General features: G+C 56.6%; 17 protein-coding genes. 12 read left to right on the forward strand and 5 right to left on the reverse strand.

Annotation, left to right across the window (positions count from 1 at the left end; genetic code table 11):
* Nucleotides 1-9: 9 nt before the first annotated feature.
* Nucleotides 10-1,416 (forward strand): dihydrolipoyl dehydrogenase, encoded by a 1,407-nt coding sequence (gene lpdA / locus ACQZ51_RS16100; RefSeq protein WP_448778656.1) that lies wholly within the window; start codon nucleotides 10-12, stop codon nucleotides 1,414-1,416.
* A gap of 74 nt (nucleotides 1,417-1,490) precedes the next feature.
* Here lpdA and ACQZ51_RS16105 read toward each other — a convergent pair whose 3' ends face one another.
* The 3 genes from ACQZ51_RS16105 to ACQZ51_RS16115 all read right to left on the reverse strand — a co-directional run bounded on the left by ACQZ51_RS16105 (nucleotide 1,491) and on the right by ACQZ51_RS16115 (nucleotide 5,786).
* Nucleotides 1,491-3,485, reverse strand: coding sequence for a BCCT family transporter (locus tag ACQZ51_RS16105; RefSeq protein ID WP_448778658.1), 1,995 nt, complete (start codon nucleotides 3,483-3,485; stop codon nucleotides 1,491-1,493).
* Between the two features lie 152 nt (nucleotides 3,486-3,637).
* Nucleotides 3,638-4,729 (reverse strand): TraB/GumN family protein, encoded by a 1,092-nt coding sequence (locus tag ACQZ51_RS16110; RefSeq protein WP_448778660.1) that lies wholly within the window; start codon nucleotides 4,727-4,729, stop codon nucleotides 3,638-3,640.
* Nucleotides 4,730-4,850: 121 nt separating this feature from the next.
* Nucleotides 4,851-5,786, reverse strand: coding sequence for a tyrosine recombinase XerC (locus ACQZ51_RS16115; protein WP_448778662.1), 936 nt, complete (start codon nucleotides 5,784-5,786; stop codon nucleotides 4,851-4,853).
* Nucleotides 5,787-5,963: 177 nt separating this feature from the next.
* Here ACQZ51_RS16115 and ACQZ51_RS16120 point away from each other — a divergent pair, with 177 nt between their 5' ends.
* The 11 genes from ACQZ51_RS16120 to ACQZ51_RS16170 all read left to right on the forward strand — a co-directional run bounded on the left by ACQZ51_RS16120 (nucleotide 5,964) and on the right by ACQZ51_RS16170 (nucleotide 20,441).
* Entirely contained in the window at nucleotides 5,964-8,195 is a 2,232-nt protein-coding gene (locus ACQZ51_RS16120; RefSeq protein WP_448778663.1) for a primosomal protein N', read from the forward strand.
* Between the two features lie 65 nt (nucleotides 8,196-8,260).
* Nucleotides 8,261-8,647, forward strand: a complete 387-nt coding sequence (locus tag ACQZ51_RS16125; RefSeq protein ID WP_448778665.1) for an AGROH133_08824 family phage infection protein — start codon at nucleotides 8,261-8,263, stop codon at nucleotides 8,645-8,647.
* A gap of 260 nt (nucleotides 8,648-8,907) precedes the next feature.
* Nucleotides 8,908-9,474 (forward strand): F0F1 ATP synthase subunit delta, encoded by a 567-nt coding sequence (locus ACQZ51_RS16130; protein WP_202905942.1) that lies wholly within the window; start codon nucleotides 8,908-8,910, stop codon nucleotides 9,472-9,474.
* Nucleotides 9,474-11,003 carry a F0F1 ATP synthase subunit alpha gene (gene atpA / locus ACQZ51_RS16135; protein ID WP_448778667.1) on the forward strand — a complete coding sequence of 510 codons (1,530 nt, stop codon included), beginning with the start codon at nucleotides 9,474-9,476 and terminating at the stop codon, nucleotides 11,001-11,003. Before ACQZ51_RS16130 ends, atpA begins: the two co-directional genes overlap by 1 nt.
* Before the next feature lie 28 nt (nucleotides 11,004-11,031).
* Entirely contained in the window at nucleotides 11,032-11,910 is an 879-nt protein-coding gene (locus ACQZ51_RS16140) for a F0F1 ATP synthase subunit gamma (protein WP_042620072.1), read from the forward strand.
* 24 nt (nucleotides 11,911-11,934) lie between these two features.
* Nucleotides 11,935-13,392 (forward strand): F0F1 ATP synthase subunit beta, encoded by a 1,458-nt coding sequence (gene atpD, locus ACQZ51_RS16145; RefSeq protein ID WP_448778669.1) that lies wholly within the window; start codon nucleotides 11,935-11,937, stop codon nucleotides 13,390-13,392.
* A gap of 69 nt (nucleotides 13,393-13,461) precedes the next feature.
* Entirely contained in the window at nucleotides 13,462-13,872 is a 411-nt protein-coding gene (locus tag ACQZ51_RS16150; protein WP_448778670.1) for a F0F1 ATP synthase subunit epsilon, read from the forward strand.
* A 214-nt stretch (nucleotides 13,873-14,086) separates the two neighbouring features.
* The gene (fdhD, locus tag ACQZ51_RS16155) at nucleotides 14,087-14,911 is read left to right on the forward strand and encodes a formate dehydrogenase accessory sulfurtransferase FdhD (RefSeq protein WP_448778671.1); all 825 of its coding nucleotides are present in this window, start codon (nucleotides 14,087-14,089) and stop codon (nucleotides 14,909-14,911) included.
* A gap of 114 nt (nucleotides 14,912-15,025) precedes the next feature.
* A complete protein-coding gene (locus tag ACQZ51_RS16160) occupies nucleotides 15,026-16,411 on the forward strand; it encodes a sigma-54-dependent transcriptional regulator (protein WP_448778673.1) in 1,386 nt (461 codons plus the stop codon).
* Complete coding sequence (locus ACQZ51_RS16165) at nucleotides 16,404-18,422, forward strand: sensor histidine kinase (protein WP_448778675.1); 2,019 nt, start codon at nucleotides 16,404-16,406, stop codon at nucleotides 18,420-18,422. Before ACQZ51_RS16160 ends, ACQZ51_RS16165 begins: the two co-directional genes overlap by 8 nt.
* A 363-nt stretch (nucleotides 18,423-18,785) precedes the next feature.
* The gene (locus ACQZ51_RS16170) at nucleotides 18,786-20,441 is read left to right on the forward strand and encodes an OFA family MFS transporter (RefSeq protein WP_448778677.1); all 1,656 of its coding nucleotides are present in this window, start codon (nucleotides 18,786-18,788) and stop codon (nucleotides 20,439-20,441) included.
* A gap of 67 nt (nucleotides 20,442-20,508) precedes the next feature.
* On the opposite strand, the gene ACQZ51_RS16175 is transcribed toward ACQZ51_RS16170, so the two are convergent.
* Nucleotides 20,509-22,269, reverse strand: a complete 1,761-nt coding sequence (locus ACQZ51_RS16175) for a methyl-accepting chemotaxis protein (protein WP_448778679.1) — start codon at nucleotides 22,267-22,269, stop codon at nucleotides 20,509-20,511.
* 299 nt (nucleotides 22,270-22,568) lie between these two features.
* Complete coding sequence (locus ACQZ51_RS16180) at nucleotides 22,569-23,045, reverse strand: chemotaxis protein CheW (RefSeq protein WP_042620080.1); 477 nt, start codon at nucleotides 23,043-23,045, stop codon at nucleotides 22,569-22,571.
* Between the last annotated feature and the right edge of the window lie 176 nt (nucleotides 23,046-23,221).

Genomic DNA, 23,221 nt, shown 5'->3' on the forward strand with positions numbered 1-23,221 from the left:
GAAATTACAATGGCTTATGATGTAGTTGTTATCGGTACCGGCCCCGGCGGATATGTTTGCGCCGTCAAGGCAGCGCAGCTCGGACTGAAGGTTGCCGTAATCGAAAAGCGTGCGACCTATGGCGGCACTTGCCTCAATGTCGGCTGCATTCCGTCCAAGGCCCTGCTGCACGCATCCGAGGTCTTCGCGCATGTTGCCCATGGTGTGGACAGCCTCGGCGTTGAGGTTTCACCTCCTACGCTGAACCTCGACAAGATGATGGCGCATAAGGACGGCGTGGTGAAGGCCAATGTCGATGGCGTCGCATTCCTGTTCAAGAAGAACAAGATCGACACATTCCAGGGTCTCGGCAAGGTTGTCGGCACTGGCAAGGTTTCCGTCACAAGCGACAATGGTGACGTGCAGGAAATCGAAACCAAGAATATCGTGATCGCAACCGGTTCCGACATTGCAGGCATTCCGGGCGTTCAGGTCGATATTGATGAGCAGGTTATCGTGTCCTCCACCGGCGGCATTGCGCTGTCTAAGGTGCCGGAAAAGATGATCGTTGTTGGCGGTGGTGTTATCGGCCTGGAGCTTGGCTCGGTCTGGTCGCGTCTGGGCGCGAAGGTCACGGTTGTTGAATATCTCGACAACATCCTAGCTGGCATGGATGGCGAGCTTTCCAAGCAGGCACAGCGTCTGTTTGCCAAGCAGGGCATCGATTTCAAGATGGGCGCGAAGGTCACTGCCGTCGAAAAGTCTGGCGATGGCGCCAAGGTCGTGTTCGAGCCGGTCAAGGGCGGCGCAGCTGAAACGCTCGACGCAAACGTCGTATTGATTGCCACAGGCCGTAAGCCTTACACAGAAGGCCTAGGTCTGGCCGAAGCCGGCGTGGTTCTCGACAGCCGTAACCGCGTTGAAATCGATGGCCACTACAAGACCAATGTCGAAGGCATTTACGCCATCGGCGACGTGGTCAAGGGTCCGATGCTGGCGCACAAGGCAGAAGACGAAGGCGTGGCGCTTGCAGAAATTCTCGCCGGTCAGCATGGCCATGTGAATTACGATGTCATTCCCGGTGTCGTTTACACCCAGCCGGAAGTCGCTTCGGTCGGCAAGACGGAAGAAGAACTCAAGGCTGCAGGCATTGCCTACAAGGTCGGCAAGTTCCCCTTCACGGCCAATGGTCGCGCACGCGCCATGCAGGTCACGGACGGTTTCGTGAAGATCCTCGCCGACAAGGAAACAGATCGCGTTCTGGGCGGGCATATTGTCAGCTTCGGCGCTGGCGAACTGATCCAGGAAATCTCGGTGCTGATGGAATTTGGCGGTTCTTCGGAAGATCTGGGCCGCACCTGCCACGCACACCCGACCATGTCTGAGGCGGTGAAGGAAGCAGCACTCGCAACCTTCTTCAAGCCAATCCACATGTAAGCTCTGACTCTAACGAAAAGGCCGCAATCCCTGGGGATTGCGGCCTTTTTTATGCGCCGTATCTCATTCCAGCGTCAGCTTCTGATGGCGTGAAGATACTGGAAGTGCCGGTCATATTGCAGCAGCACGTCCTGAATGAGCTCTTCTTTTGTGAAGCCCATCACATCGTAATCCTGCCCGCCATCCGAAAGAAACACTTCTGCCCTATAGTAAAACTCGGCTTTCTTGCGACTCGACTGGCTTTCGAAGAAACTGTAGCCAGGCGTTGCATAGCGGCGCAGGCGAATGCCATAGATGAACTCTTCCGTTTCGCCCGGCATGACAGTGAGTTTCATTCTGTCCTCTCCCTTGTCCACGTTTGACACGAGGGAACGCTTCTCAAGCTCAAGCGCCACGGCTTCAAGCGCCGGCGTGACCGTATTGCTCAAGAAGTTTTCGGTCTCAGCCTTGCCCGGGTGGTGGAGAATGCCCTGCAACTGCCTCTGCCAGTTGGCAGACTGGCGGGGACGCAGGCTCTGGACCAATGCGTTTTGACGCAGGCCTTCACGTTGCAGCCCTTTCCAAAGGCCCCAACACATCAACAGCATGACGAAGGTGAAGGGTAGCGCCCCGGCAATGGAGGCCGTTTGAAGCGCATCCAGCCCTCCGGTCGACAAGAGAATTGCGCCGATGACGCCAGAGACGACGGCCCAGAACACACGGCGTGCCGTCGGCCCGTCGTCGCGCCCGCCGGATGTCAGCGTATCGATGACGAGAGCGGATGAATCAGCCCCTGTGACGAAGAAGAACACGATCAACACCATGGCAAACCACGAAACGTAAACGCCGAACGGGAATTGTTCGAGGAAGACGAAGAGTGCCAGCGTCACATCCTGTCCAACCGCCTCTGATACCGCAGTGGTTGCTCCGGTCAGGTGCATGGAAATCGCCGTATCGCCGAAGACCGTCATCCATGCGAAGCTGAAGCCTGTTGGAACAAGCAAGACTCCGGCGATAAACTCTCTGATGGTGCGTCCCCGCGAGATGCGAGCAATGAACATGCCGACAAAGGGCGACCATGCGATCCACCAGCCCCAGTAGAACAAGGTCCAGTCACCCAGCCATTCGCTTGGACCCGTATTAGGCGCATAGGCATACATGTAAAAGGTGCGCAGAACGAACTGGTCGAGATAGGCGCCGAGATTCTGCACAAATGCGCGCAAAAGAAACGTCGTTGGTCCCATGACAAAGACGAACAGCATGAGGGCGACCGCCATCATCATGTTCAGGTTGGACAGAAACTTGATGCCCTTATCGAGACCAGTCGCGACGGAGAGTGTCGCCATGCCCGTAATCACGACAATCAGCGGCAACTGGATCCAGAAACTGATCGGCCAGCCGAGGATGTGGTTGAAGCCTGCGTTGACCTGCAGCACTCCGAGGCCGAGCGATGTCGCGACGCCGAAGAGCGTGCCGATGACGGCGAAGATATCAACTGCGTTGCCGATCGGGCCGTAGATCCGGTCGCCGATCAGTGGGTAGAGCGCCGAGCGCATGGTGAGTGGCAGACCATGGCGAAAAGAGAAATAGGCAAGCGAGAGACCAATAACGGCATAAACCGCCCATGCGTGCAGGCCCCAGTGGAAATAGCTGATTTCCATGGCGGTTCGGGCGGCTTCCACCGTTGCGGCATCCCCGACCGGCGGTGTGGTAAAATGCTTGACCGGCTCTGCAACGCCAAAGAATACGAGGCCGATACCCATGCCTGCTGCGAACAGCATGGAAAACCATGCGCCATAGCTGTAATCGGGTTCGGAATGGTTCGGGCCGAGCTTGATTTTTCCGTGGCTGGAAAAGCCCAGATAGAGCATGAAAATGAGAAAAACGGCGACCGATAGCAGATAGACCCAGCCGAGCTCAGTCACGATCCAGGACTGCGCCCCGCTGAACACGGCTGCCGAGCCTTCCGGCGCGACAACCCCGGCGATGACGAAGGCCAGCGTCAGCGCGACCGACCATATGAAAACAGTTTTATTGACGCCCTCCGTCAAGCCTACACGCTTTTGGCCGGCTGGTTCCTCTTCTGCCATTGGTTATTCCCCATACAAAAAGTCATGCGTTCAGCAACGCGAAGCGCGCCGTTAGCAAGGGGAATGAATTGCGCGCGAGAAAGTTGCATGCGGCGCGAATTTTCAAAATTAGAATATTCTAATTTTACAGTGGGTTACGGAAATATTATGCCTTACTGAACAACAGTCAGCGTAAAGCCATTTTCACGCAGAAGCTCCACGACACCGACCTTGCCGGGCAAGTGCAGCGCGCCCACAGCCATGAACACATTGCCTTTCTCCAGATGCGGCGTGGCGCCATCTGCCATCACATGGTTCCGGTCATTGATGACGCGTTGCTCAAACGCATCATACTCATTCTGGCGCTTGGCAACATTGTCATCGATGCTCTTCATCATCGGCATGATCATTGCTATCTCGCCTTTGAGGTAGAGGTCGATCATCGTCGCCATGACGTCTTCCATGCGATCACCCAGTTCAAGCATGTCGATCAGCGATTGAACGTGAAAGGCCATGGGCAGATCAGACAGGGCCTGAATCTGCTCCAGAATGGTCTCAAGTCCTACCAGCTCTTTGCCATCGGCAAGCGCTTCATTGGCAAGCTTCATGTCCAGAAAGCTAGCGCCCCGTGCCTTGCGGGCGAATTCGCAGGCGGGAAGCGCAACGAAGCTCGACAATATCCACGGCTTCATTTTCATCACCGCGTTCAGCGGGATTCCGCGCTCTTTGAGGCCTGCTTCGAGCTTTGCAACATCATCCTTCGGCAGCAGGTCGGTGATGGATTTGCCATCGAGAAACATCATCAATTCGGGCTTGGCAAGAAGCTTGGCGGATGCCTGCTTTTCGTCGGTGATCTCATCGGATTCGACAATGACGGTTGCGGCCTTATCGAAGGCGGCCTGGGCACCCGCAGGCATGGCCAGCACGCGGGGATCGGAGATATGCATGGTGCCGAGCAGCCAGGATGGCTCAACGCCCGTCTTTTCAATTTTCCAGAATGTGCCTTTGCCGTTTGGCACCGAGTTGGCCTCGGCGACAATCGCGTCATAGGCTACGGGATTTTTACTCTGCATGTCGGCGAGAATGTCACTGCCGGAGCAGGTGATGGCTGGTTCGGAAGCGTGCGCCTCCGTCAGCGACAGGAGCGTCAGGACGAGGACGGCGATGGCAACGACGTGCACGGATGCAAACAGCCACAGCAGCGCATCTCCGATGCGGCCCATCAGCAGCGATGTCATGTTTTGCGGTCTGGAAAGAACAATCATCGAATCACCCACATTTGCTGCCGTCGCTTATAAGAGGGTGTATTTGCATGGACGGTTAACGTGCTTGGTTAACAATGGGTTACCGGTCTTTTTCTCTTAAGCATCGCCAGCAAGCCTCGCCTTAAGCGCGAGGGTGGGCGTTATCGTAAATCTCCAGCAATCTTGCCGTATCGACACCCGTATAGATCTGCGTTGTGGAAAGGCTGGCGTGGCCCAACAATTCCTGAATGGTGCGCAGATCGCCTCCGCCCGCCAGAAGATGGGTGGCGAAGGAATGGCGCAGGGCATGCGGCGTGGCATTGTCCGGCAGGCCGAATGCGCCGCGCAATTTCTGCATTTCCCGCTGGATGATCGCTGGCTGAAGCTTGCCGCCTCGCGCGCCAAGAAACAGCGGCTCGTTCGGGGCCACGTGATAGGGGCAGAGTTTGCTATACGCTTCCACGGCCTCCAGAACCACCGGCAGAAGCGGCACGATGCGCATCTTGTTGCCCTTGCCCGTCACGCGCAGGCTGCGGGTTCCCGAGGTCAGATCGGCGGGTGTCAAATTGAGTGCTTCTGAAATGCGCAGGCCGCAGCCATAGAGCAGCGCCAGAACGGCTGCGTTGCGCGCTGCAATCCATGGCTCCTCTGCCAATTGTGCGTCTGCTGTGGTGATTTCCAGCGCCTGACGGTCCGTCAGCGGTTTGGGCAAGGATTTGGGCTGTTTTGGCGAGCGCATGGCGGTTGCGCCCGCAGCATTCACAATGCCCTTCTTTTCCAGATAGCGCAGGAAAGACCGCAGGCCAGCGAGGTGGCGGCCGAGTGAGCGGGCGCCCGCACCTTCCTTTCGCCGGGATGCCAGAAAGGCGCGAAGATCGACGGGCCGCAGATTGGTGATATCCTTGATGCGAGTCGGATGGCCGATATAGCCCGTCATGAAGATGAGATATTGGCGTGTATCGCGCTCATAGGCTTCCAGCGTATTGTCCGCCAGCCGCCGTTCGCCCTCCAGCGATGACAACCAGGCTTGCCGCTCGCTTAGGAGTTCCGGATCGGCAAAGGTGAGGATTTCTTCCAAGGCGTATATCCCATAATGTCAAACAGACTCTATATGATCGTTGTCTGCATTTGGTTAAAAGCATGAGGTGGGCTCATCCAAAAGGAAGATAGCGCTCTTTGAAAATCGATTCCGATTTTCGGTTCGTTGCGCTAAAGGTTCCCTTTTCCACCTCCAGAGGGCATTGTCGCCAGCATCATGGCAAAAGAATCGACCGATCTGTTCGGGGCGCTGTTTGATCAGCGCAAGCCCGCCTTGGCTGACCCTGTGTCGGCTGTACCCGTTCTGGTGCCATTGCCCGCGCCCGGACCCTACAGCTATGCGGTGCCAGCGGATATGGTCGTCGAGCCTGGTTCTATCGTGCAGGTGCCACTGGGCCCGCGACAGGTCATTGGCGTGGTCTGGGATAAGAGCGACGGGGCGTCTGTCGATCCCAAAAAGCTTCGGCCCATCACAAAGACCTTCGATTGCCCGCCCATGCGCGCGGAAATGCGCCGTTTCATAGACTGGGTTGCGGCCTACACACTCTCACCGCCGGGTCTGGTGGCGCGCATGGCGCTGCGTGCGCCTGCGGCCTTCGATCCCGAACCGATGATCGAAGGCATGCGGTTGACGGAAGCGCGCCCGGAACGTTCGACGCCAGCACGAGAGCGGGTGCTTTCCCTTGCGGCTGAAGGCACCGCCTGGACCAAAAGCGGTCTTGCCAATGCAGCCGGTGTGTCCACCAGCGTTATCGATGGTCTGGCCAAGCAGGGCATTTTCGAAACCGTTTTTCTGCCCGCGCCCGCCGTCGTGGCAGAGCCGGACCCTGACTATACCGAACCCCGGCTGGAAGGTCCGCAGAAGCAGGCCGCATCCGAAATTCTGGAGGATGTGAGAAAGGGCGGTTTTGCCGTTTCGTTGATTGATGGCGTGACGGGTTCCGGCAAGACCGAGGTCTATTTCGAGGCCGTTGCCGAGACATTGAGGCAGGGCAAGCAGGTGTTGATTCTGCTGCCGGAAATCGCGCTGACAGCGTCCTTTCTTGACCGTTTTCAGGATCGCTTCGGTTCCAAACCGGCGGAATGGCATTCGGATATTTCACCGCGTATGCGTGAGAAAGTCTGGCGGCAGACGGTGACGGGTGAGGTGCGGGTGGTCGCAGGTGCGCGCTCGGCTCTTTTCCTGCCCTTCGATAATCTTGGCCTCATCATTGTCGATGAAGAGCACGACCCTGCCTACAAGCAGGAAGACCGCGTCTATTACAATGCGCGGGACATGGCGGTGGTGCGCGCGCGCATAGCCGATTTCCCCGTGGTGCTGGTGTCTGCCACGCCATCGGTGGAAAGTCAGGTCAATGGCACATCGGGCCGCTACAATACCATCCATCTACACACGCGGTTTGGCGATGCGGCGATGCCGGATCTTCATCTGGTCGATATGCGCCGTCACCCGCCGGAGAAAGGTGGATTTCTATCGCCGGTGCTGTTGCGCGGCATTGCCAAGACGCTGGAAAAGGGTGAGCAATCCCTGCTGTTTCTGAACCGCCGTGGTTACGCCCCGCTCACGCTGTGCCGTGTCTGCGGCCATCGCTTCCAGTGCCCCCAATGTTCCAGCTGGCTGGTCGAGCACCGGTTTCGCAGCCAACTTCAGTGCCACCAATGCGGCCACAACCAGCCAACCCCGGATCATTGCCCGGAATGTGGCACCTTCGATCACCTGGCGGCCTGTGGTCCCGGGGTGGAGCGTATTGCCGAGGAGGTGGAAAAGCACTTCCCTGAGGCGCGGACCATCGTGCTGTCTTCCGATCTCATGGGCGTCAAGCGCCTGCGGCTGGAACTGGAAGCCATCGTCAAAGGCGAGGCGGATATCGTCATCGGCACACAGCTTGTCGCCAAGGGACATAACTTTCCCTTGATGACGCTGGTCGGCATTGTCGACGCGGATATCGGGCTTGCCAATGGCGATCCACGGGCTGCCGAGCGCACGTTTCAGCTTCTCTCGCAGGTGACGGGCCGCGCAGGCCGAACCGGCCTCAAAAGCCATGGTCTTTTACAGACATACCAGCCACAACATCCCGTCATGCAGGCCATCGTTTCGGGCGATGCCGCCGCCTTTTATGAGCGGGAAGTGATCGAGCGGGAAAAGGCGCTGTTGCCGCCATTCGGCAGGCTCGCATCTGTCATTGTATCAGCCGATACGCGCGGCGAGGCCGAAACACATGCGCGCGGCTTGCGCGCAGCGGCGCCGCCCGCTGCGGGCATCATGTTGCTTGGGCCCGCCGAAGCGCCGCTTGCGCTGATCCGGGGGCGATACCGGTTCCGCCTGCTGGTGCATGGCAAGAGAAATTCTGACATGCAGTCCTTCATGCGCGCCATGCTGGGCAGCGGACCGAAAGAGCGCGGCTCGATCCATGTCCAGGTTGACATCGATCCACAAAGTTTTCTCTAGGATTCTTCCGATCATCCATGCGGCATGCCATAAGGCGGCAGGAAAACGCTATTTGGGGAGACCACATGGAATTCTATTTTCCGACCGAGTTTGGTGAGCAACTGGCCTTTTTGGCTGCTGCCATATCTGCGGTCATCGGCCTTGTCGTGATGTTTGCGCCGGGGCTGACCTTTCGGATGTTCGGCCTGAGCTACATGTCTGATCGCCGAGACGGTCTCGTCCTGCTTCGCTCATCGCTTGGCGGCTCCTATCTGGGCTTTGGCGCAAGTGCGCTTCTTCTGGCACAGCCTATGGTCTACCTGGCATTTGGAGCGACTTTTGCGCTGGCGACCTTCGGAGCGGTGCTGTCGATTCTGTCTGATGGTGGCCCAACTGTGCGCAATTGCCTACTTATGGTTGTCCACCTTTTCCTCGCTGCACTGCCTTTGATCTATGTGTTTGGACTGGTCTGAGACGCTGCCTGACGAGAACTTGTCCTTATTCACGTGCTTTTTTGCCGGAACTCAGAAAATTAAACGCCAACCCTCTTGCCCAAAAGACAGTTTCCGTTACTACGCGTGTTGCGAGTCCCAGCGTCCTATGCTAGACGGACCGCGAAATCGAGATAAGGCAGGGGGGAATTCCGGCCTTTTTCGGGGAAATTGAAACGATTTCAAGAATTTGGAAAGCTGATGAATCAGCTCCCCTTTCTTGGACGATTAGCAGGGAAAGAGTGCCCGTGGCAGATACCTCCCATGGAACATCCGGTGTAGCGGAAAGGTATGCGTCGTCGCTTTTCGAGCTTGCCTTGGGAGCTGGTGTCGTAGAACCGGTTGGTGCCGACCTCGACAAGTTTCAGGCCATGCTCAATGAGAGCGATGATCTGAAGCGACTGGTTACGAGCCCGGTCTTTTCGGCAAAGGAGCAGTCGAGTGCGATTGCTGCCATTACAGAGAAGGCTGGTATTTCCGGCCTTGCTGCAAATTTTCTAAAGGTCGTTGCTGGCAATCGCCGTCTGTTTGCCATTCCCGGCATGATCGTTGCCTATCGTGAATTCGTTGCCGCACATCGCGGTGAGATTACAGCCGAGGTTACCTCGGCCCATGCGCTGGATGAAGCGCAGGAAACTGAACTGAAGGCGGCGCTGAAGAGCGTTACTGGTAAGGATGTGAAGGTCGCTTTGACCATCGATCCATCCATTCTTGGCGGTCTTATCGTCAAGGTTGGTTCACGCCAGACAGACACGTCTCTTCGCACCAAACTTTCCACCCTTAAGCTTGCACTGAAAGAGGTTGGCTGATGGATATCCGCGCCGCGGAAATTTCCGCAATTCTAAAAGACCAGATCAAAAATTTCGGCAACGAGGCAGAAGTCTCGGAAGTCGGCCAGGTGCTTTCCGTCGGTGACGGTATTGCGCGCGTTTACGGCCTCGACAATGTCCAGGCCGGTGAAATGGTCGAATTCCCAGGCGGCATTCGCGGCATGGCCCTGAACCTCGAAAACGACAACGTTGGTGTTGTTATTTTCGGTTCTGACCGTGACATCAAGGAAGGCGACACCGTTAAGCGGACCGGCGCTATCGTTGACGTTCCTGTTGGTCCAGAGCTTCTCGGCCGCGTTGTCGACGCTCTCGGTAATCCGATTGACGGCAAGGGCCCAATCAACGCTACGCGCCGTTCGCGCGTTGACGTGAAGGCTCCTGGTATCATTCCGCGTAAGTCGGTTCATGAGCCAATGTCGACAGGCCTCAAGGCTATCGATGCTCTCATTCCTGTCGGTCGTGGCCAGCGCGAGCTTGTCATCGGTGACCGTCAGACCGGCAAGACAGCCATCATTCTGGACACGATCCTGAACCAGAAGGCCATTCACGACAATGGTCCTGACAGCGAAAAGCTGTACTGCGTTTACGTGGCCATCGGTCAGAAGCGTTCGACTGTTGCGCAGTTCGTGAAGGTTCTGGAAGAGCGTGGCGCTCTGCAGTACTCCATCATCGTTGCTGCAACGGCTTCCGATCCTGCTCCAATGCAGTATCTGGCACCATTTGCCGGTTGCGCGATGGGCGAATATTTCCGTGACAACGGCCAGCACGCGCTGATCGGTTACGATGACCTTTCCAAGCAGGCTGTTGCCTACCGTCAGATGTCGCTTCTTCTGCGTCGTCCTCCGGGCCGCGAAGCTTACCCTGGTGACGTTTTCTACCTTCACTCGCGTCTTCTCGAGCGCGCCGCCAAGATGGGCGACGATGCTGGTAATGGTTCGCTGACAGCTCTGCCTGTCATCGAAACGCAGGGTAACGACGTTTCCGCGTTTATTCCGACCAACGTGATCTCGATCACCGACGGCCAGATCTTCCTTGAAACCGACCTGTTCTATCAGGGTATCCGTCCGGCTGTTAACGTCGGTCTGTCGGTGTCTCGCGTTGGTTCTGCCGCCCAGATCAAGGCCATGAAGCAGGTTGCCGGTTCGATCAAGGGCGAGCTTGCCCAGTATCGCGAAATGGCAGCGTTCGCCCAGTTCGGTTCCGACCTTGACGCCTCCACACAGCGCTTGCTGAACCGTGGTGCACGTCTGACGGAATTGCTCAAGCAGCCACAGTTCTCTCCGCTCAAGACGGAAGAGCAGGTTGCGGTGATCTTCGCTGGTGTGAACGGTTACCTGGACAAGGTCGCTGTTTCCGACATCAGCAAGTTCGAGCAGGGTCTGCTGTCTTACCTCCGTTCGGAAGGTAAGGACATTCTCGACACAATCCGCACGGAAAAGGCTGTCAGCGACGACACCAAGAGCAAGTTGAAGACTGCTCTTGAGAACTTCGCCAAGTCTTTCTCCTGATTAGACTCGTGACTGGGACGGATAACGGATGCCTTCACTAAAGGATCTGAAAAACCGCATTGCCTCCGTAAAGGCGACGCAGAAGATTACCAAGGCGATGAAAATGGTCGCCGCGGCGAAGCTTCGGCGCGCCCAGGAAGCTGCGGAGGCCGCCCGGCCTTATTCGCAGCGCATGGGCGCCGTTCTTGCCAATATCGCTCAGGCGGTTGAGGCAGATGTTGCTCCGCTTCTGATGACCGGTACGGGCAAGGACGACGTGCATCTGCTCGTCGTCTGCACTGCCGACCGTGGTCTTTGCGGTGGTTTCAATGCGCAGATTTCCCGCTTTGCCCGTGATCGTGCCCGTAAGCTGATCGCAGAAGGCAAGACGGTCAAGATCATGACTGTCGGCAAAAAAGGCTACGATAGCCTGCGTCGCGAATTCGCATCCAACATCATCGAGCGCATTGAACTGCGTGAGGTGAAGCGGGTCGGTTTCGAGAATGCCGATGGTATAGCAAAGAAGATCATTGCGCGTTTCAACGCCGGTGAATTCGATGTCTGCACTCTGATCTATTCCGAGTTCAAATCGGTGATCAGCCAGATCCCGACAGGTCTGCAGCTCATTCCTGCTGCGGCTCCTGCGGTCGAGGCCGAACAGTCTGCAAAGACAGCGATTTACGAATACGAGCCGGATGCGGCTTCCATTCTGGAAGACCTTATTCCGCGCAACATTTCGGTTCAGGTTTTCCGGGCTCTGCTCGAAAACGTTGCTGGCGAAATGGGTGCCAAGATGAGCGCGATGGATAATGCCACGCGCAACGCCGGTGAAATGATCAACAAGCTGACGCTTTCCTATAACCGTCAGCGCCAGGCTCAGATCACCAAGGAACTGATTGAAATCATTTCGGGCGCGGAAGCGCTCTGAGGTTAAGGAAAGAGGGTAAGGATAATGGCTAAGGCAGCTACCCCAAAGAAAACCGCATCGATCACTGGCGCGACCGGCAAGGTTACGCAGGTTATCGGCGCTGTTGTCGACGTGGCGTTCGAAGGCGACCTGCCTGCGATCCTGAACGCGGTTGAAACTGACAACAACGGCAACCGTCTGGTTCTCGAAGTCGCTCAGCACCTCGGCGAAAACGTCGTGCGTACAATCGCCATGGACTCGACCGAAGGTCTGGTTCGCGGTCAGGCGGTCCGTGATACGGGCGCTCCTATCACTGTGCCTGTCGGTCCTGAGACGCTCGGTCGTATCATGAACGTCATCGGCGAGCCCGTTGACGAAGCAGGTCCTCTGGTCACATCCGGCATGCGCGCTATCCACCAGGAAGCGCCTTCCTATGTTGAGCAGTCCACCGATGGCCAGATCCTGGTAACGGGCATTAAGGTCGTCGACCTTCTCGCTCCTTACGCAAAGGGTGGTAAGATCGGTCTGTTCGGCGGAGCTGGCGTTGGCAAGACCGTTCTGATCATGGAACTGATCAACAACGTCGCCAAGGCGCACGGTGGTTACTCGGTATTCGCTGGCGTCGGTGAACGTACCCGCGAAGGCAACGACCTTTACCACGAAATGATCGAATCCGGCGTGAACAAGCATGGCGGCGGCGAAGGCTCCAAGGCTGCGCTCGTTTACGGCCAGATGAACGAACCGCCAGGTGCGCGCGCTCGCGTTGCTCTGACCGGTCTGACCATCGCTGAAGACTTCCGCGACAAGGGCCAGGACGTTCTGTTCTTCGTGGACAACATCTTCCGCTTCACGCAGGCTGGTTCCGAAGTGTCGGCTCTTCTGGGTCGTATTCCTTCCGCTGTGGGTTATCAGCCAACGCTGGCAACCGACATGGGCCAGATGCAGGAACGCATCACGACAACGACGAAGGGTTCTATCACTTCGGTTCAGGCCATTTACGTCCCTGCCGACGACTTGACCGACCCAGCGCCAGCAACATCGTTCGCCCACTTGGACGCAACGACGGTTCTGTCGCGTTCGATCGCCGAAAAGGGTATCTACCCTGCTGTTGACCCGCTCGACTCCACGTCGCGCATGCTCGACCCGCTGATCGTTGGCGAAGAGCACTATGAAGTTGCCCGTAAGGTTCAGATGACCCTGCAGCGCTACAAGGCTCTCCAGGACATCATCGCCATCCTTGGTATGGATGAACTGTCTGAAGAAGACCGTCTGGCCGTTGCGCGCGCTCGTAAGATCGAACGCTTCCTGTCCCAGCCGTTCTTCGTGGCCGAAATCTTCACTGGCGCGCCTGGTAAGCTGGTTGCTCTCGAAGACACGATCAAGGGCTTCAAGGGTCTCGTTAACGGCGAGTATGACCACCTGCCAGAAGCTGCCTTCTACATGGTCGGTTCGATGGAAGAAGCCATCGAAAAGGCAAAGAAGATGGCTGCTGAAGTCGCCTAATCCAACAAAAGGGCGCGCGGCCAACCACGCGCCCTTGTCTGTCGCGCAACAAAGAAGAAGTGAATAGCCATGGCCGACACTTTCAAATTCGAACTTGTTTCTCCCGAGCGTCTGCTCGTATCCGAGACGGTCACTGAAGTTGTCATTCCGGCCACGCTTGGCGAAATGACAGTTCTGCCGAACCATGCGCCTGTGATGACCACCATCAAGCCAGGCCTCGTGACGCTTAAGACCGCAACCGGCGAGACGCATAAATACGTCGTTTTCGGTGGCTTCGCAGACATCGTTCAGAGCGGCTGCACGCTGCTCGCCGAATCTGCAACATCTGCCGACGACATCACGCCTGATGATTTGCAGAAGCGCATCGATGCGGCGCGTGCTGAAATTCAGGACGGAAGTCATCATCACGAGCACCTGACCAAGCTCGAGAAACACCTTTATGAGTTGACGAACCTTCATGAGGTTCTCGTCGCCGCTTGAAAGCACCGGGCGGGTTCTTAAGAATGCCGTCCACAAGCGAATAAACCTCAAGCGGCCTTCGGGCCGCTTTTTTGTATTTTGGGTCGGCCATTGGTTTCAGGTCATTTGACGTGTCAGTTTTCGCGCAATGGCTACACATACTGGTTTTTTGACCGCGTGAAGTTTAGCAAAAGCGACCCTCATTCCCTTTCTTCCAGCCAACAGAGGTTTGAACATGTCGGCATTGTCAGCCTATCAATCGGTTAAGCGGATATCCAAGCGCGATGGTCTGGTAACGACTGGTGACCGCAATGTCGCCGAAGAAGTGCCTGTCGCCTTCTCCTATGGTGGCTCCACCCATGCTGTGATGATGGCATCGCCTGTCGATCTTGAGGATTTCGCGGTCGGCTTCAGCCTGACGGAGGGCATTATCGTTCAAGCCAGCCAGATTGAAGCCATCGATGTGATCAGAAGCGAGAAGGGTTTTGATGTCCAGATTACGCTCTTCGATGAGCAGGCGGACGCATTGCGGACGCGCCGCCGACAGATGGCGGGGCCTGTGGGCTGCGGGTTGTGTGGTATTGAGTCGATAGAGCAGGCGGTTCGGACTGTCGCGGATGTGTCCAATCATCAAATGTCGCTCAGTGTGAATGATCTGGTTGCTGCCATGGATGCGCTACAGGGAGCGCAGCCCATCTTTCGCCAGACGCGGGCGGTGCATGGCGCTGCCTTTTACAGTCCTGCAAAGGGTCTCATCGCAGCGCGCGAGGACGTTGGGCGGCACAATGCATTGGACAAGCTCGCAGGCGCTGTCTTGCGCAACGGCGAAAGAGGGAGCGAGGGAGCGGTTGTCGTAACAAGCCGTATCTCGGTCGAGATGGTGCAGAAGGCGGCCATCCTCGGCAGCCCCGTTCTGGCAGCGGTTTCAGCGCCAACTGCTCTGGCCATTGAAACGGCGCAAGAGGCAGGAATGACACTGGTGGCACTGTTGCGGGGTGAGGATCTAGAGATTTTCACGCGGCCTGACCGCATCACGCTCGATGGTGCTGAAAGCTTATAGCTGGACAGGACCCATCATTCATTTTGCAAACCCGTAGAGCTTTGATATTCGTCAACTCGAAACGGTCCTTAGGCCCGGCCAACGAACCCCCATGCGGGGTGTCGGGAGAGCACAATGCAGCATGACGTCAACGCGGAGATGAGGGTGGCATTGTCTGAGACTGATTTTGGGCCGTGGCTTGCCAAAGCCTCTATTCTCATCGTCGATGATGAGCCGGGAATGCGCAATTTTCTGATGCGGACACTCGAGGTCCGTTGCGCTTTCGTGGATGAGGCCGCAGACACGGCTGAAGCGACGAAGAAAATGGATGAGCGGCATTTCGATATCGTCATTCTTGATAATATCATGCCAAAAAAAACCGGGTTGGAATGGCTGGCTGAACAAAGGGCCATCGGCTTTTACGCCGATGCCATTCTGATGACGGCCTTTGCGGATCTCGACACGGCCATTCAGGCAATTCGTGCCGGTGCGGCAGATTTCGTGTTGAAGCCGTTCCGTTCCAATCAGATCCTCAATGCAATCTCACGCACTCTCGACCGCTCCAATCTGCAGCGTGAGAATTCCGCATTGAAATATCAATTGAAAACAGCTTCAGATCATCTTTTCCTGCGTGATCGGCTCGTCGGCAGTTCCGCGACCATTCAGCAGACGCGCGATATGATCAGCCGTGTGGCACCGCTCCCGACCTCGGTTTTGCTAACGGGGGAGTCCGGCACCGGCAAGGAGGTGCTGGCGCGCTCCATTCATGAACTATCCGACCGCGCCGGCAAGCCTTTCGTGCCGATCAACTGCGCGGCCATTCCGGCCGATATGCTCGAAACCGAATTGTTCGGTCACGTCAAAGGCGCTTTCACCGGCGCCGAGACGCGGCGGGAAGGTTTGTTTCTGCACGCGCAGGGCGGAACTCTGTTTCTGGATGAAATTGGCGAGATGCCACCCGCTTTGCAAAGCAAGCTCCTGCGTGTGATCGAGGATCGCAAGGTGCGCCCTGTTGGTGCCGAGCGGGAAGTGCCCGTCGATATACGCTTCATCTTCGCCACCAATGCGGATCTGGCAGCGGATGTGGAAAAGGGCCGCTTCCGTGCGGATCTGTTTTACCGCATCAACGTGATGGAGATCTATCTCGCACCACTGCGCGACCGTGAGCGCGATGTCATCGAGCTAACTGACCTCTTCATGCATAAGCTCTCGCGGCAGCTCGGCATGCCGCCGGTTGCCATTGATGATACGGTGCGTGCCATGTTGCTGGCCTATCATTGGCCCGGCAACGTCCGTGAGCTCCGCAACTTCATTGAGCGCAGCCTCATTCTCGGTCGCTTCCCGATGGATTTGCGAGGTGCGGCACCTGTGGCTGCGCCAACCGGCACGTTGGAAGATGTCGAGCGCCGCCATATTTTAGCTGTTTTGAGCGACGTGGCGGGCAACAGGGATGAGGCATCGCGGCGTCTCGGCATCTCCCGCAAGACCATCGATCGCAAAATGTCGTCCTGGCATGGCTAGAAAAGACGGTATCTCAACCCTTTTTGAAACGTTGAAATCGGTTCGTTTCCGGCTTCTGGCGATTGCCCTTTTGCCGACGCTCGTCATTTTGCCGCTTCTCCTCGGTGTTACAATGTCGCGGTGGAGTGGCAAGTTCGACGCGCTGTTGATCACCAAGGTCAGCAGCGATCTTACGCTCGCGCATCAATATCTGGCAACAATTCTCGAAAATACGGGAGAGCGACTGGAAGCCACTACCAATTCGGCCGAGCTACGCGATGTCGTCGAGACTGGCGATGCTGCGCGGCTCGCGAGCCTTCTGGAAGAAAAACGTAAAAAGCTGGGGCTCGATTTTCTGCTGGTTGTGGATGGCAATGGCTATGTCTCTGCAAGTGCCGGAGCTGAGGCGCAGAATACCCGTGTGGATTGGCCCGTGCGGGCAACCGCGCTTGGTGGGAAGGCATCCTACGCATTGGATGTCTTCTCAGGGCAAGATATGGCCGCGCTTTCTCCGATGCTGGCGGAGCGTGCGCGTATCGAGCTTGTGTCTGCGCCACAGACGCAAGGTGGCGGAACGTTTGAAACGCGGGGTATGATGATCCATGCGGCAAGCCCGCTGCGTCTTGAGGGCGCTCCCGCGCGCGTGCTGGTTGGCGGCAGGCTTCTCAATCAGAACCTTGATTTCATCGATACGATCAATGACCTCGTCTATCGGCAAGCCAGTTTGCCCGAGGGAAGTCAGGGAACCGCAACACTTTTTCTGGATGATGTCCGCGTCAGCACCAATGTTCGGCTGTTTGAGAATCGCCGCGCTTTGGGAACGCGCGTGTCGGAGGCTGTGCGTAGCGCCGTGCTGGGTGCTGGACAGGTATGGCTCGACAGCGCCTTCGTCGTCAACGACTGGTATATTTCCGCCTATGAACCGCTGGTGGATAGTTACGGCAAGCGCATCGGCATGCTCTATGTCGGCTTTCTGGAGGCGCCCTTTGCCAGTGCAAAATATGAAACCTTGAGTTCGGTCATTGCTGCGTTTCTTGGCATAACCATCATCAGTATTCCGGTTTTCCTGCGATGGGCGCGCGGCATTTTCAAACCGCTGGAGCGCATGACGCAGACAATCTCCAGGGTTGATGACGGCGACCTGGGAGCTCGTACCGGTTTGGCCCCGACTGGCGATGAAATCGGGCAGGTTGCGGTGCATCTGGATGAGTTGCTGGCACGGCTGCAACAGCGCGAGGGCGAGCTGAGGGCGTGGAACGAGGAGCTGAACGGACGCGTGGGAGAGCGGACGCAGGAGCTTGAACTTGCCAATCTGCGTCTTGAAGCGACGACGAAGCAGCTCGTCATGTCAGAAAAGCTGGCGACGATTGGCGAGATCACCGCAGGCGTTGCGCATGAAATCAACAATCCCATCGCCGTCATTCAGGGCAATCTGGAAGTCGCACGCAGCATGCTGGGCGGGCAGGCGGATGTTGCCAGGACCGAGTTCAATCTGATTGACGAGCAGGTCGATCGCATCAGCCGTATTGTTGGCAAATTGCTGCAATTTGCACGGCCTGAAGAGTTCGCAGGCTATGTTGAGCGGCAAAGCCCCGAAGCGGTCATCTCCGATTGCATGCCACTGGTCAAACATGTGCTGGGTCGCGCAGGCATCGACGTTGTCAGAAAAGACGAAGCGAGCGGGCTTCTGGCAATGAACCGCACGGAGCTTCAGCAGGTGCTGGTCAACCTCATCGTCAATGCGGCCCATGCCATGCCGCAAGGCGGAACGCTGACGCTTGGAAGCCGGGATGAGGAACGTCATGGCTCTCGCGGCGTGGCGGTCACTGTCACCGATACGGGCGTCGGAATGGCCGAAGACGTTGTGAACCGGATTTTCGATCCGTTCTTCACGACCAAACAACAGGAAGGCACCGGCCTTGGTCTTTCCGTTAGTCAGATGCTGGTTGCGCGCCAGGGCGGGGAGATCAGTGTGGAAAGTGCGCCTAGCTCCGGCACGGTGTTCACCATCTGGCTCCCGCAGGCCATTTGACGCCGGGTGCCCCGTTTCAGCGGCATCAAATACGGCGAAATCCAAGCGGAATTATGGACATTTTGTCGCAGCAACGTGGACAAGTTGTCTGACGGCTTGATAGCTTTATTCTCATCCCATTGAAATGTATGACTTTATAATCTGGCATGCAATTTGCTGTGTTGTTGTCGGCAACACAAATGGCCTTTGCGTGTGAGCGTCCCGAAGAAGGAGCCGCCCGCGCAATCCGGTCTGTGGGCTTGGGACATTGTTTCGGATGGAAAACAGCGTGGCCTGCTTGTTCTTGCAGGCCGCGCGGCCGACCACGAGACGAATAACAACATCGAAATTCACGGCCTTACGTCGTGAATGGAGGGACACACAATGACTGCGACGAACGAAACATTCGCGCCGGGGGCTGCGGGTGCAGGTCTTCTGGACCGCGAAAGAATTATCGCAAAACCTGGCTTCAACCGCTGGCTGGTTCCACCGGCAGCGCTTGCCATTCACCTTTGCATCGGCATGGCTTATGGCTTCTCGGTGTTCTGGCTGCCTTTGACCAAGGCCATCGGCATTACCTCGACAGTTGCCTGCGCCGATCTCAATCTGGCCTCTGCACTGTTTACGACGACCTGCGACTGGCGCGTCAGCGACCTTGGCTGGATCTACACCCTATTCTTCGTTCTGCTTGGCTGCTCGGCTGCCATCTGGGGCGGCTGGCTGGAACGCGCTGGCCCGCGCAAGGCAGGTTTCGTCTCGGCTATCTGCTGGTGCGGTGGCATGGCCATTGCGGCTGTCGGCATCATGACGCACCAGCTGTGGCTGATGTGGTTCGGCGCCGGTGTCATCGGCGGTATCGGCCTTGGTCTTGGCTATATCTCCCCCGTATCGACCCTTATCAAGTGGTTCCCTGACCGTCGCGGCATGGCGACCGGCATGGCCATCATGGGCTTTGGTGGCGGCGCGATGATTGGTGCACCGCTTGCGGATGCACTGATGCGCCATTTCCGCACCGATGTTTCCATCGGCGTGTGGGAAACCTTCCTCGTGATGGCGGCGATCTATTTCGTGTTCATGATGGCTGGTGCATTTGGCTACCGCATTCCTCCTGCTGGCTGGAAGCCTGAAGGCTGGACTGCACCTGCTGCCAAGAACTCCATGATCACCACACGTCACGTGCACCTCAAGAACGCGCACAAGACGAAGCAGTTCTGGATGATCTGGCTGGTTCTCTGCCTCAACGTTTCGGCTGGTATCGGCGTTCTCGGCATGGCATCGCCCATGCTGCAGGAAATCTTCGCTGGTTCGCTGATCGGTCTTCCGGACGTGAAGTTTGCAGATCTGACGCCCGAGCAACTGGGTCAGATCGCAGCGATTGCGGCTGGCTTCACTGGTTTGCTGTCTGTCTTCAACATTGCTGGTCGTTTCTTCTGGGCGTCGCTTTCCGACCGCATCGGCCGCAAGGCAACCTACTTCACGTTCTTTGCGCTGGGCATCTTCCTTTACGCCCTGTCGCCATGGGCTGCAGGTCTTGGCAACAAGGCGCTGTTTGTCGGCATGCTTTGCATCATCGTTTCGATGTATGGCGGTGGCTTTGCGACGATCCCGGCTTACCTTGCCGATATCTTCGGCACGCAGTTTGTCGGCGCGATCCACGGTCGTCTGCTGACGGCATGGGCAACAGCGGGTATCATTGGTCCTGTCGTCGTCAACTACATTCGTGAAGCACAGATCGCTGCGGGCATTCCGCGCGCCCAGGTCTACGATTTCACGATGTATATTCTGGCAGGAATGCTGGTGCTGGGTCTTATCGCCAACCTCATGGTCAAGCCGCTTGAAGACAAGTGGTACATGTCCGACGAGGAAGTCGCAGCCCTTCAGGCCAAGACGAGTGCTGCCAGCAGCGGTCCAACAGGCTCCTTCGGCATCGGCAAGGGCGGCTTTGACGCCAAGGCCCTGATTGCCTGGGCAGTGGTCGGTATTCCGATCGTCTGGGGTATCTGGATCACCCTACAGAAGACATTCGTTCTGTTCACCTGATCGTGCAGGCACTTTAAAACGGGAAAAGGCGGCTTTGAGGCCGCCTTTTTTTATGGGTTCGGTTGGTTCAGAACTCGGACCATTGCGGAGCCGCCGCGGCAGATCCCCGGGAGGCAGCAGCCAGTCTGGGCCTCGATGGCGCCTTTGGTGGCGCAACTGGCGTGGATTGTGACGCGCGCGATGTGTCGTTGCCCACATTGAACTGGAGTAGCAGCTGACGAAGACTTTCTGCTTCACGCGCCAGACCATGGCTTGCCGCCGTGGTTTCTTCCACCATCGCAGCATTTTTCTGCGTCGCCTGGTCCATCAGGTTGACCGCATCGTTGATCTCAGCCAGGCCGTTTGCCTGTTCTTTTGATGCGTCGACGATAGCGGAAACATTCATTTCAATGAGCCCGACCTGATTGACGATGTCTTTCAGGGCATCGCCTGTCTGGCCAACAAGATTGACACCGTTGGCGACCTGTTGGCGCGAGGTGTTGATGAGGTTCTTGATTTCCTTAGCGGCACTTGCCGAGCGTTGCGCCAGCTCACGCACTTCCTGCGCAACCACCGCAAAGCCCTTGCCAGCCTCACCCGCTCTTGCTGCTTCTACGCCAGCGTTCAGCGCCAAAAGGTTGGTCTGGAAGGCGATGTCGTCGATGACGCCGATGATGTTGGTGATCTGGCCGGAAGATTGGGAAATCTCGTCCATGGCTCCGATAGCGCGGTGCACGATAGCACCTGACACTTCAGCGCTTTTCTTGGTGGAGACCACAAGCTTTCCAGCCTCATCGGCCCGCATGCTCGAATCTTTGACCGCCGTGGTAATCTCTTCCAGTGCCGCCGCCGTTTCTTCAAGCGAAGCCGCTTGCTGCTCTGTGCGGGTGGCCAGTTGGTCTGCACCTGTGCGGATTTCTGCCGAACCGGAGGCAATGGTTGCGGAATTGTGCGCGACGGTCTGCATCGTGGAGCGCAGTTTTTCGATCACGTCGTTGAAATCCGCCCTCAGCTTTTCCATGCTGGGAACAAAGGGCTTGTCGAGGTGCTGGCGCAGCTCACCATCTGCCAGCATGCGAAGCGCTTCGCCCAATGTGGATATGGCGCTCATGCGTGGCGTGACATCCGTTGCGAATTTGACGACCTTGAGGACTTTGCCGCTGCTGTCGATAATCGGATTGTAAGCGGCTTGAATCCAGACCTCCTCACCGTTTTTTCCAAAACGTACGAATTCATCGGAAATGAACTCACCCGCAGCTAGACGGCTCCAGAACTCTGGATATTTGCTAGAGGCGGTGTAGGCAGGGTCGCAGAAAATTCTATGATGTTTTCCCACTATCTCGTTGAGGCTGTATCTCAGAGTGCCGCAAAAATTCTCATTTGCGGTGATGATTTCACCCGTCGGTGTGAATTCGATAACTGCTTGTGAGCGGGAAATCGCTTCCAATTTGCTGTTGTCTTCCGCAGCCCTGACCTTTTTCTCGGTAATGACGGTTGCAGTCTTGACGACTTTGTAGGGGCGTCCGCCACGGAAAACCGGATTGTAGGACGCTTCGATCCATGCCTCGCTGCCATCCTTGCGGATGCGCTTGTACTCACCGGCATCATATTTGCCTTTGGCGAGGGATGCCCAGAAATTGGCATATGTTGGAGAGGTGACATAGTCCTTGTCGCAGAATATGCGGTGATGCTTGCCAACGATTTCGGAAAGTTCATACCCCAGTGCGGAACAGAAATTCTTGTTCGCGTGGAGGATGTTACCTTTTAGGTCGAACTCGATCACGGCTTGAGAGCTCGATAGAGCTTCCAGAACGTGGCGGGCATCCGCGTTTTTCCCAAGCCAAAGCATATGGTCTCCCAATAAACGGTCATGCTGCGGCAGTACACATCAGTAGCCGCGTGCGTTTCGTAGAGTTATCAGCTTCTTACGTCTTCTAGGTTGCATTAGACATCACCTGCATTAATTTTCGATTTATTAGTTAGTCAAAATAAGTATAGATTGATAGCAATCGAATTTATTCATATTTTTATTAGTTTTAGTCTATAGTTATATTCGATAACTTTCTCATTTTATTTCGCGAAAACAAAAAAACGCCGCCCGTTGTCGGGCAGCGTTTTTGATAGTGAAGTTCCTGTGGAGCCTGGTGCTTATGCGGCCAGATCGTCCAGATCCGAGCCCTTGAACATCTTGGCGAGGTTGAGGAAGCAGATCATGCCATGCTCATTGGCAATGATGCCTTCGGAGAAGGACTTGTCGAACGATGCGGACACTTCCGGAACCGGCTGAACCTGGCTTGCAGGAATGGTCAGAATGTCGGAAACGCGGTCCACCAGCATGCCGATGACCATGTTATGAACTTCTGCCACGACAATCGCGCTGCGCTCATTGGCAACGGTGCTCTTCATGCCAAGCTTGTAGGCGAGATCGATAATTGGAATAACCGAGCCGCGAAGGTTCATGACGCCGATGACGTCCTTCGGTGCATGCGGAAGAGGGGTGGAAGGAGCCCAGCCGCGGATCTCACGGATCGTGGTCGTTTTGACGCAGAACTCCTGATCGTGCAGACGAAATGCGATAATCTCGAGGGTATCGCCGCCGAAGTTTGTTGAAGTAATCGTAACCATCAGAATTCTTCCCAATCTTTGTTCTGGGCTGTGCAAGCGCACCGACGCTAGCGTATCCGGACTTTGGCTTCCTGCCTGGTGTACGAACAACCGGAATGATGGTCCCGGCTTCATCCGTTCAGTGTTAACAGAAATATGTTTCTCAAATCTAAACTGCGTTAACAAGTTCTCAGAAT

The sequence above is a fragment of the Agrobacterium sp. CG674 genome (assembly GCF_053521645.1).

Bases quoted from the DNA above. Each gene is read 5' to 3' on its own strand.
- lpdA (WP_448778656.1), top strand. From the start codon at position 10: ATGGCTTATGATGTAGTTGTTATCGGTACCGGCCCCGGCGGATATGTT.
- ACQZ51_RS16105 (WP_448778658.1), bottom strand. From the start codon at position 3,485: ATGGCAGAAGAGGAACCAGCCGGCCAAAAGCGTGTAGGCTTGACGGAG.
- ACQZ51_RS16110 (WP_448778660.1), bottom strand. From the start codon at position 4,729: ATGATTGTTCTTTCCAGACCGCAAAACATGACATCGCTGCTGATGGGC.
- ACQZ51_RS16120 (WP_448778663.1), top strand. From the start codon at position 5,964: ATGGCAAAAGAATCGACCGATCTGTTCGGGGCGCTGTTTGATCAGCGC.
- ACQZ51_RS16125 (WP_448778665.1), top strand. From the start codon at position 8,261: ATGGAATTCTATTTTCCGACCGAGTTTGGTGAGCAACTGGCCTTTTTG.
- atpA (WP_448778667.1), top strand. From the start codon at position 9,474: ATGGATATCCGCGCCGCGGAAATTTCCGCAATTCTAAAAGACCAGATC.
- ACQZ51_RS16140 (WP_042620072.1), top strand. From the start codon at position 11,032: ATGCCTTCACTAAAGGATCTGAAAAACCGCATTGCCTCCGTAAAGGCG.
- atpD (WP_448778669.1), top strand. From the start codon at position 11,935: ATGGCTAAGGCAGCTACCCCAAAGAAAACCGCATCGATCACTGGCGCG.
- ACQZ51_RS16150 (WP_448778670.1), top strand. From the start codon at position 13,462: ATGGCCGACACTTTCAAATTCGAACTTGTTTCTCCCGAGCGTCTGCTC.
- fdhD (WP_448778671.1), top strand. From the start codon at position 14,087: ATGTCGGCATTGTCAGCCTATCAATCGGTTAAGCGGATATCCAAGCGC.
- ACQZ51_RS16160 (WP_448778673.1), top strand. From the start codon at position 15,026: ATGCAGCATGACGTCAACGCGGAGATGAGGGTGGCATTGTCTGAGACT.
- ACQZ51_RS16165 (WP_448778675.1), top strand. From the start codon at position 16,404: ATGGCTAGAAAAGACGGTATCTCAACCCTTTTTGAAACGTTGAAATCG.
- ACQZ51_RS16170 (WP_448778677.1), top strand. From the start codon at position 18,786: ATGACTGCGACGAACGAAACATTCGCGCCGGGGGCTGCGGGTGCAGGT.
- ACQZ51_RS16175 (WP_448778679.1), bottom strand. From the start codon at position 22,269: ATGCTTTGGCTTGGGAAAAACGCGGATGCCCGCCACGTTCTGGAAGCT.
- ACQZ51_RS16180 (WP_042620080.1), bottom strand. From the start codon at position 23,045: ATGGTTACGATTACTTCAACAAACTTCGGCGGCGATACCCTCGAGATT.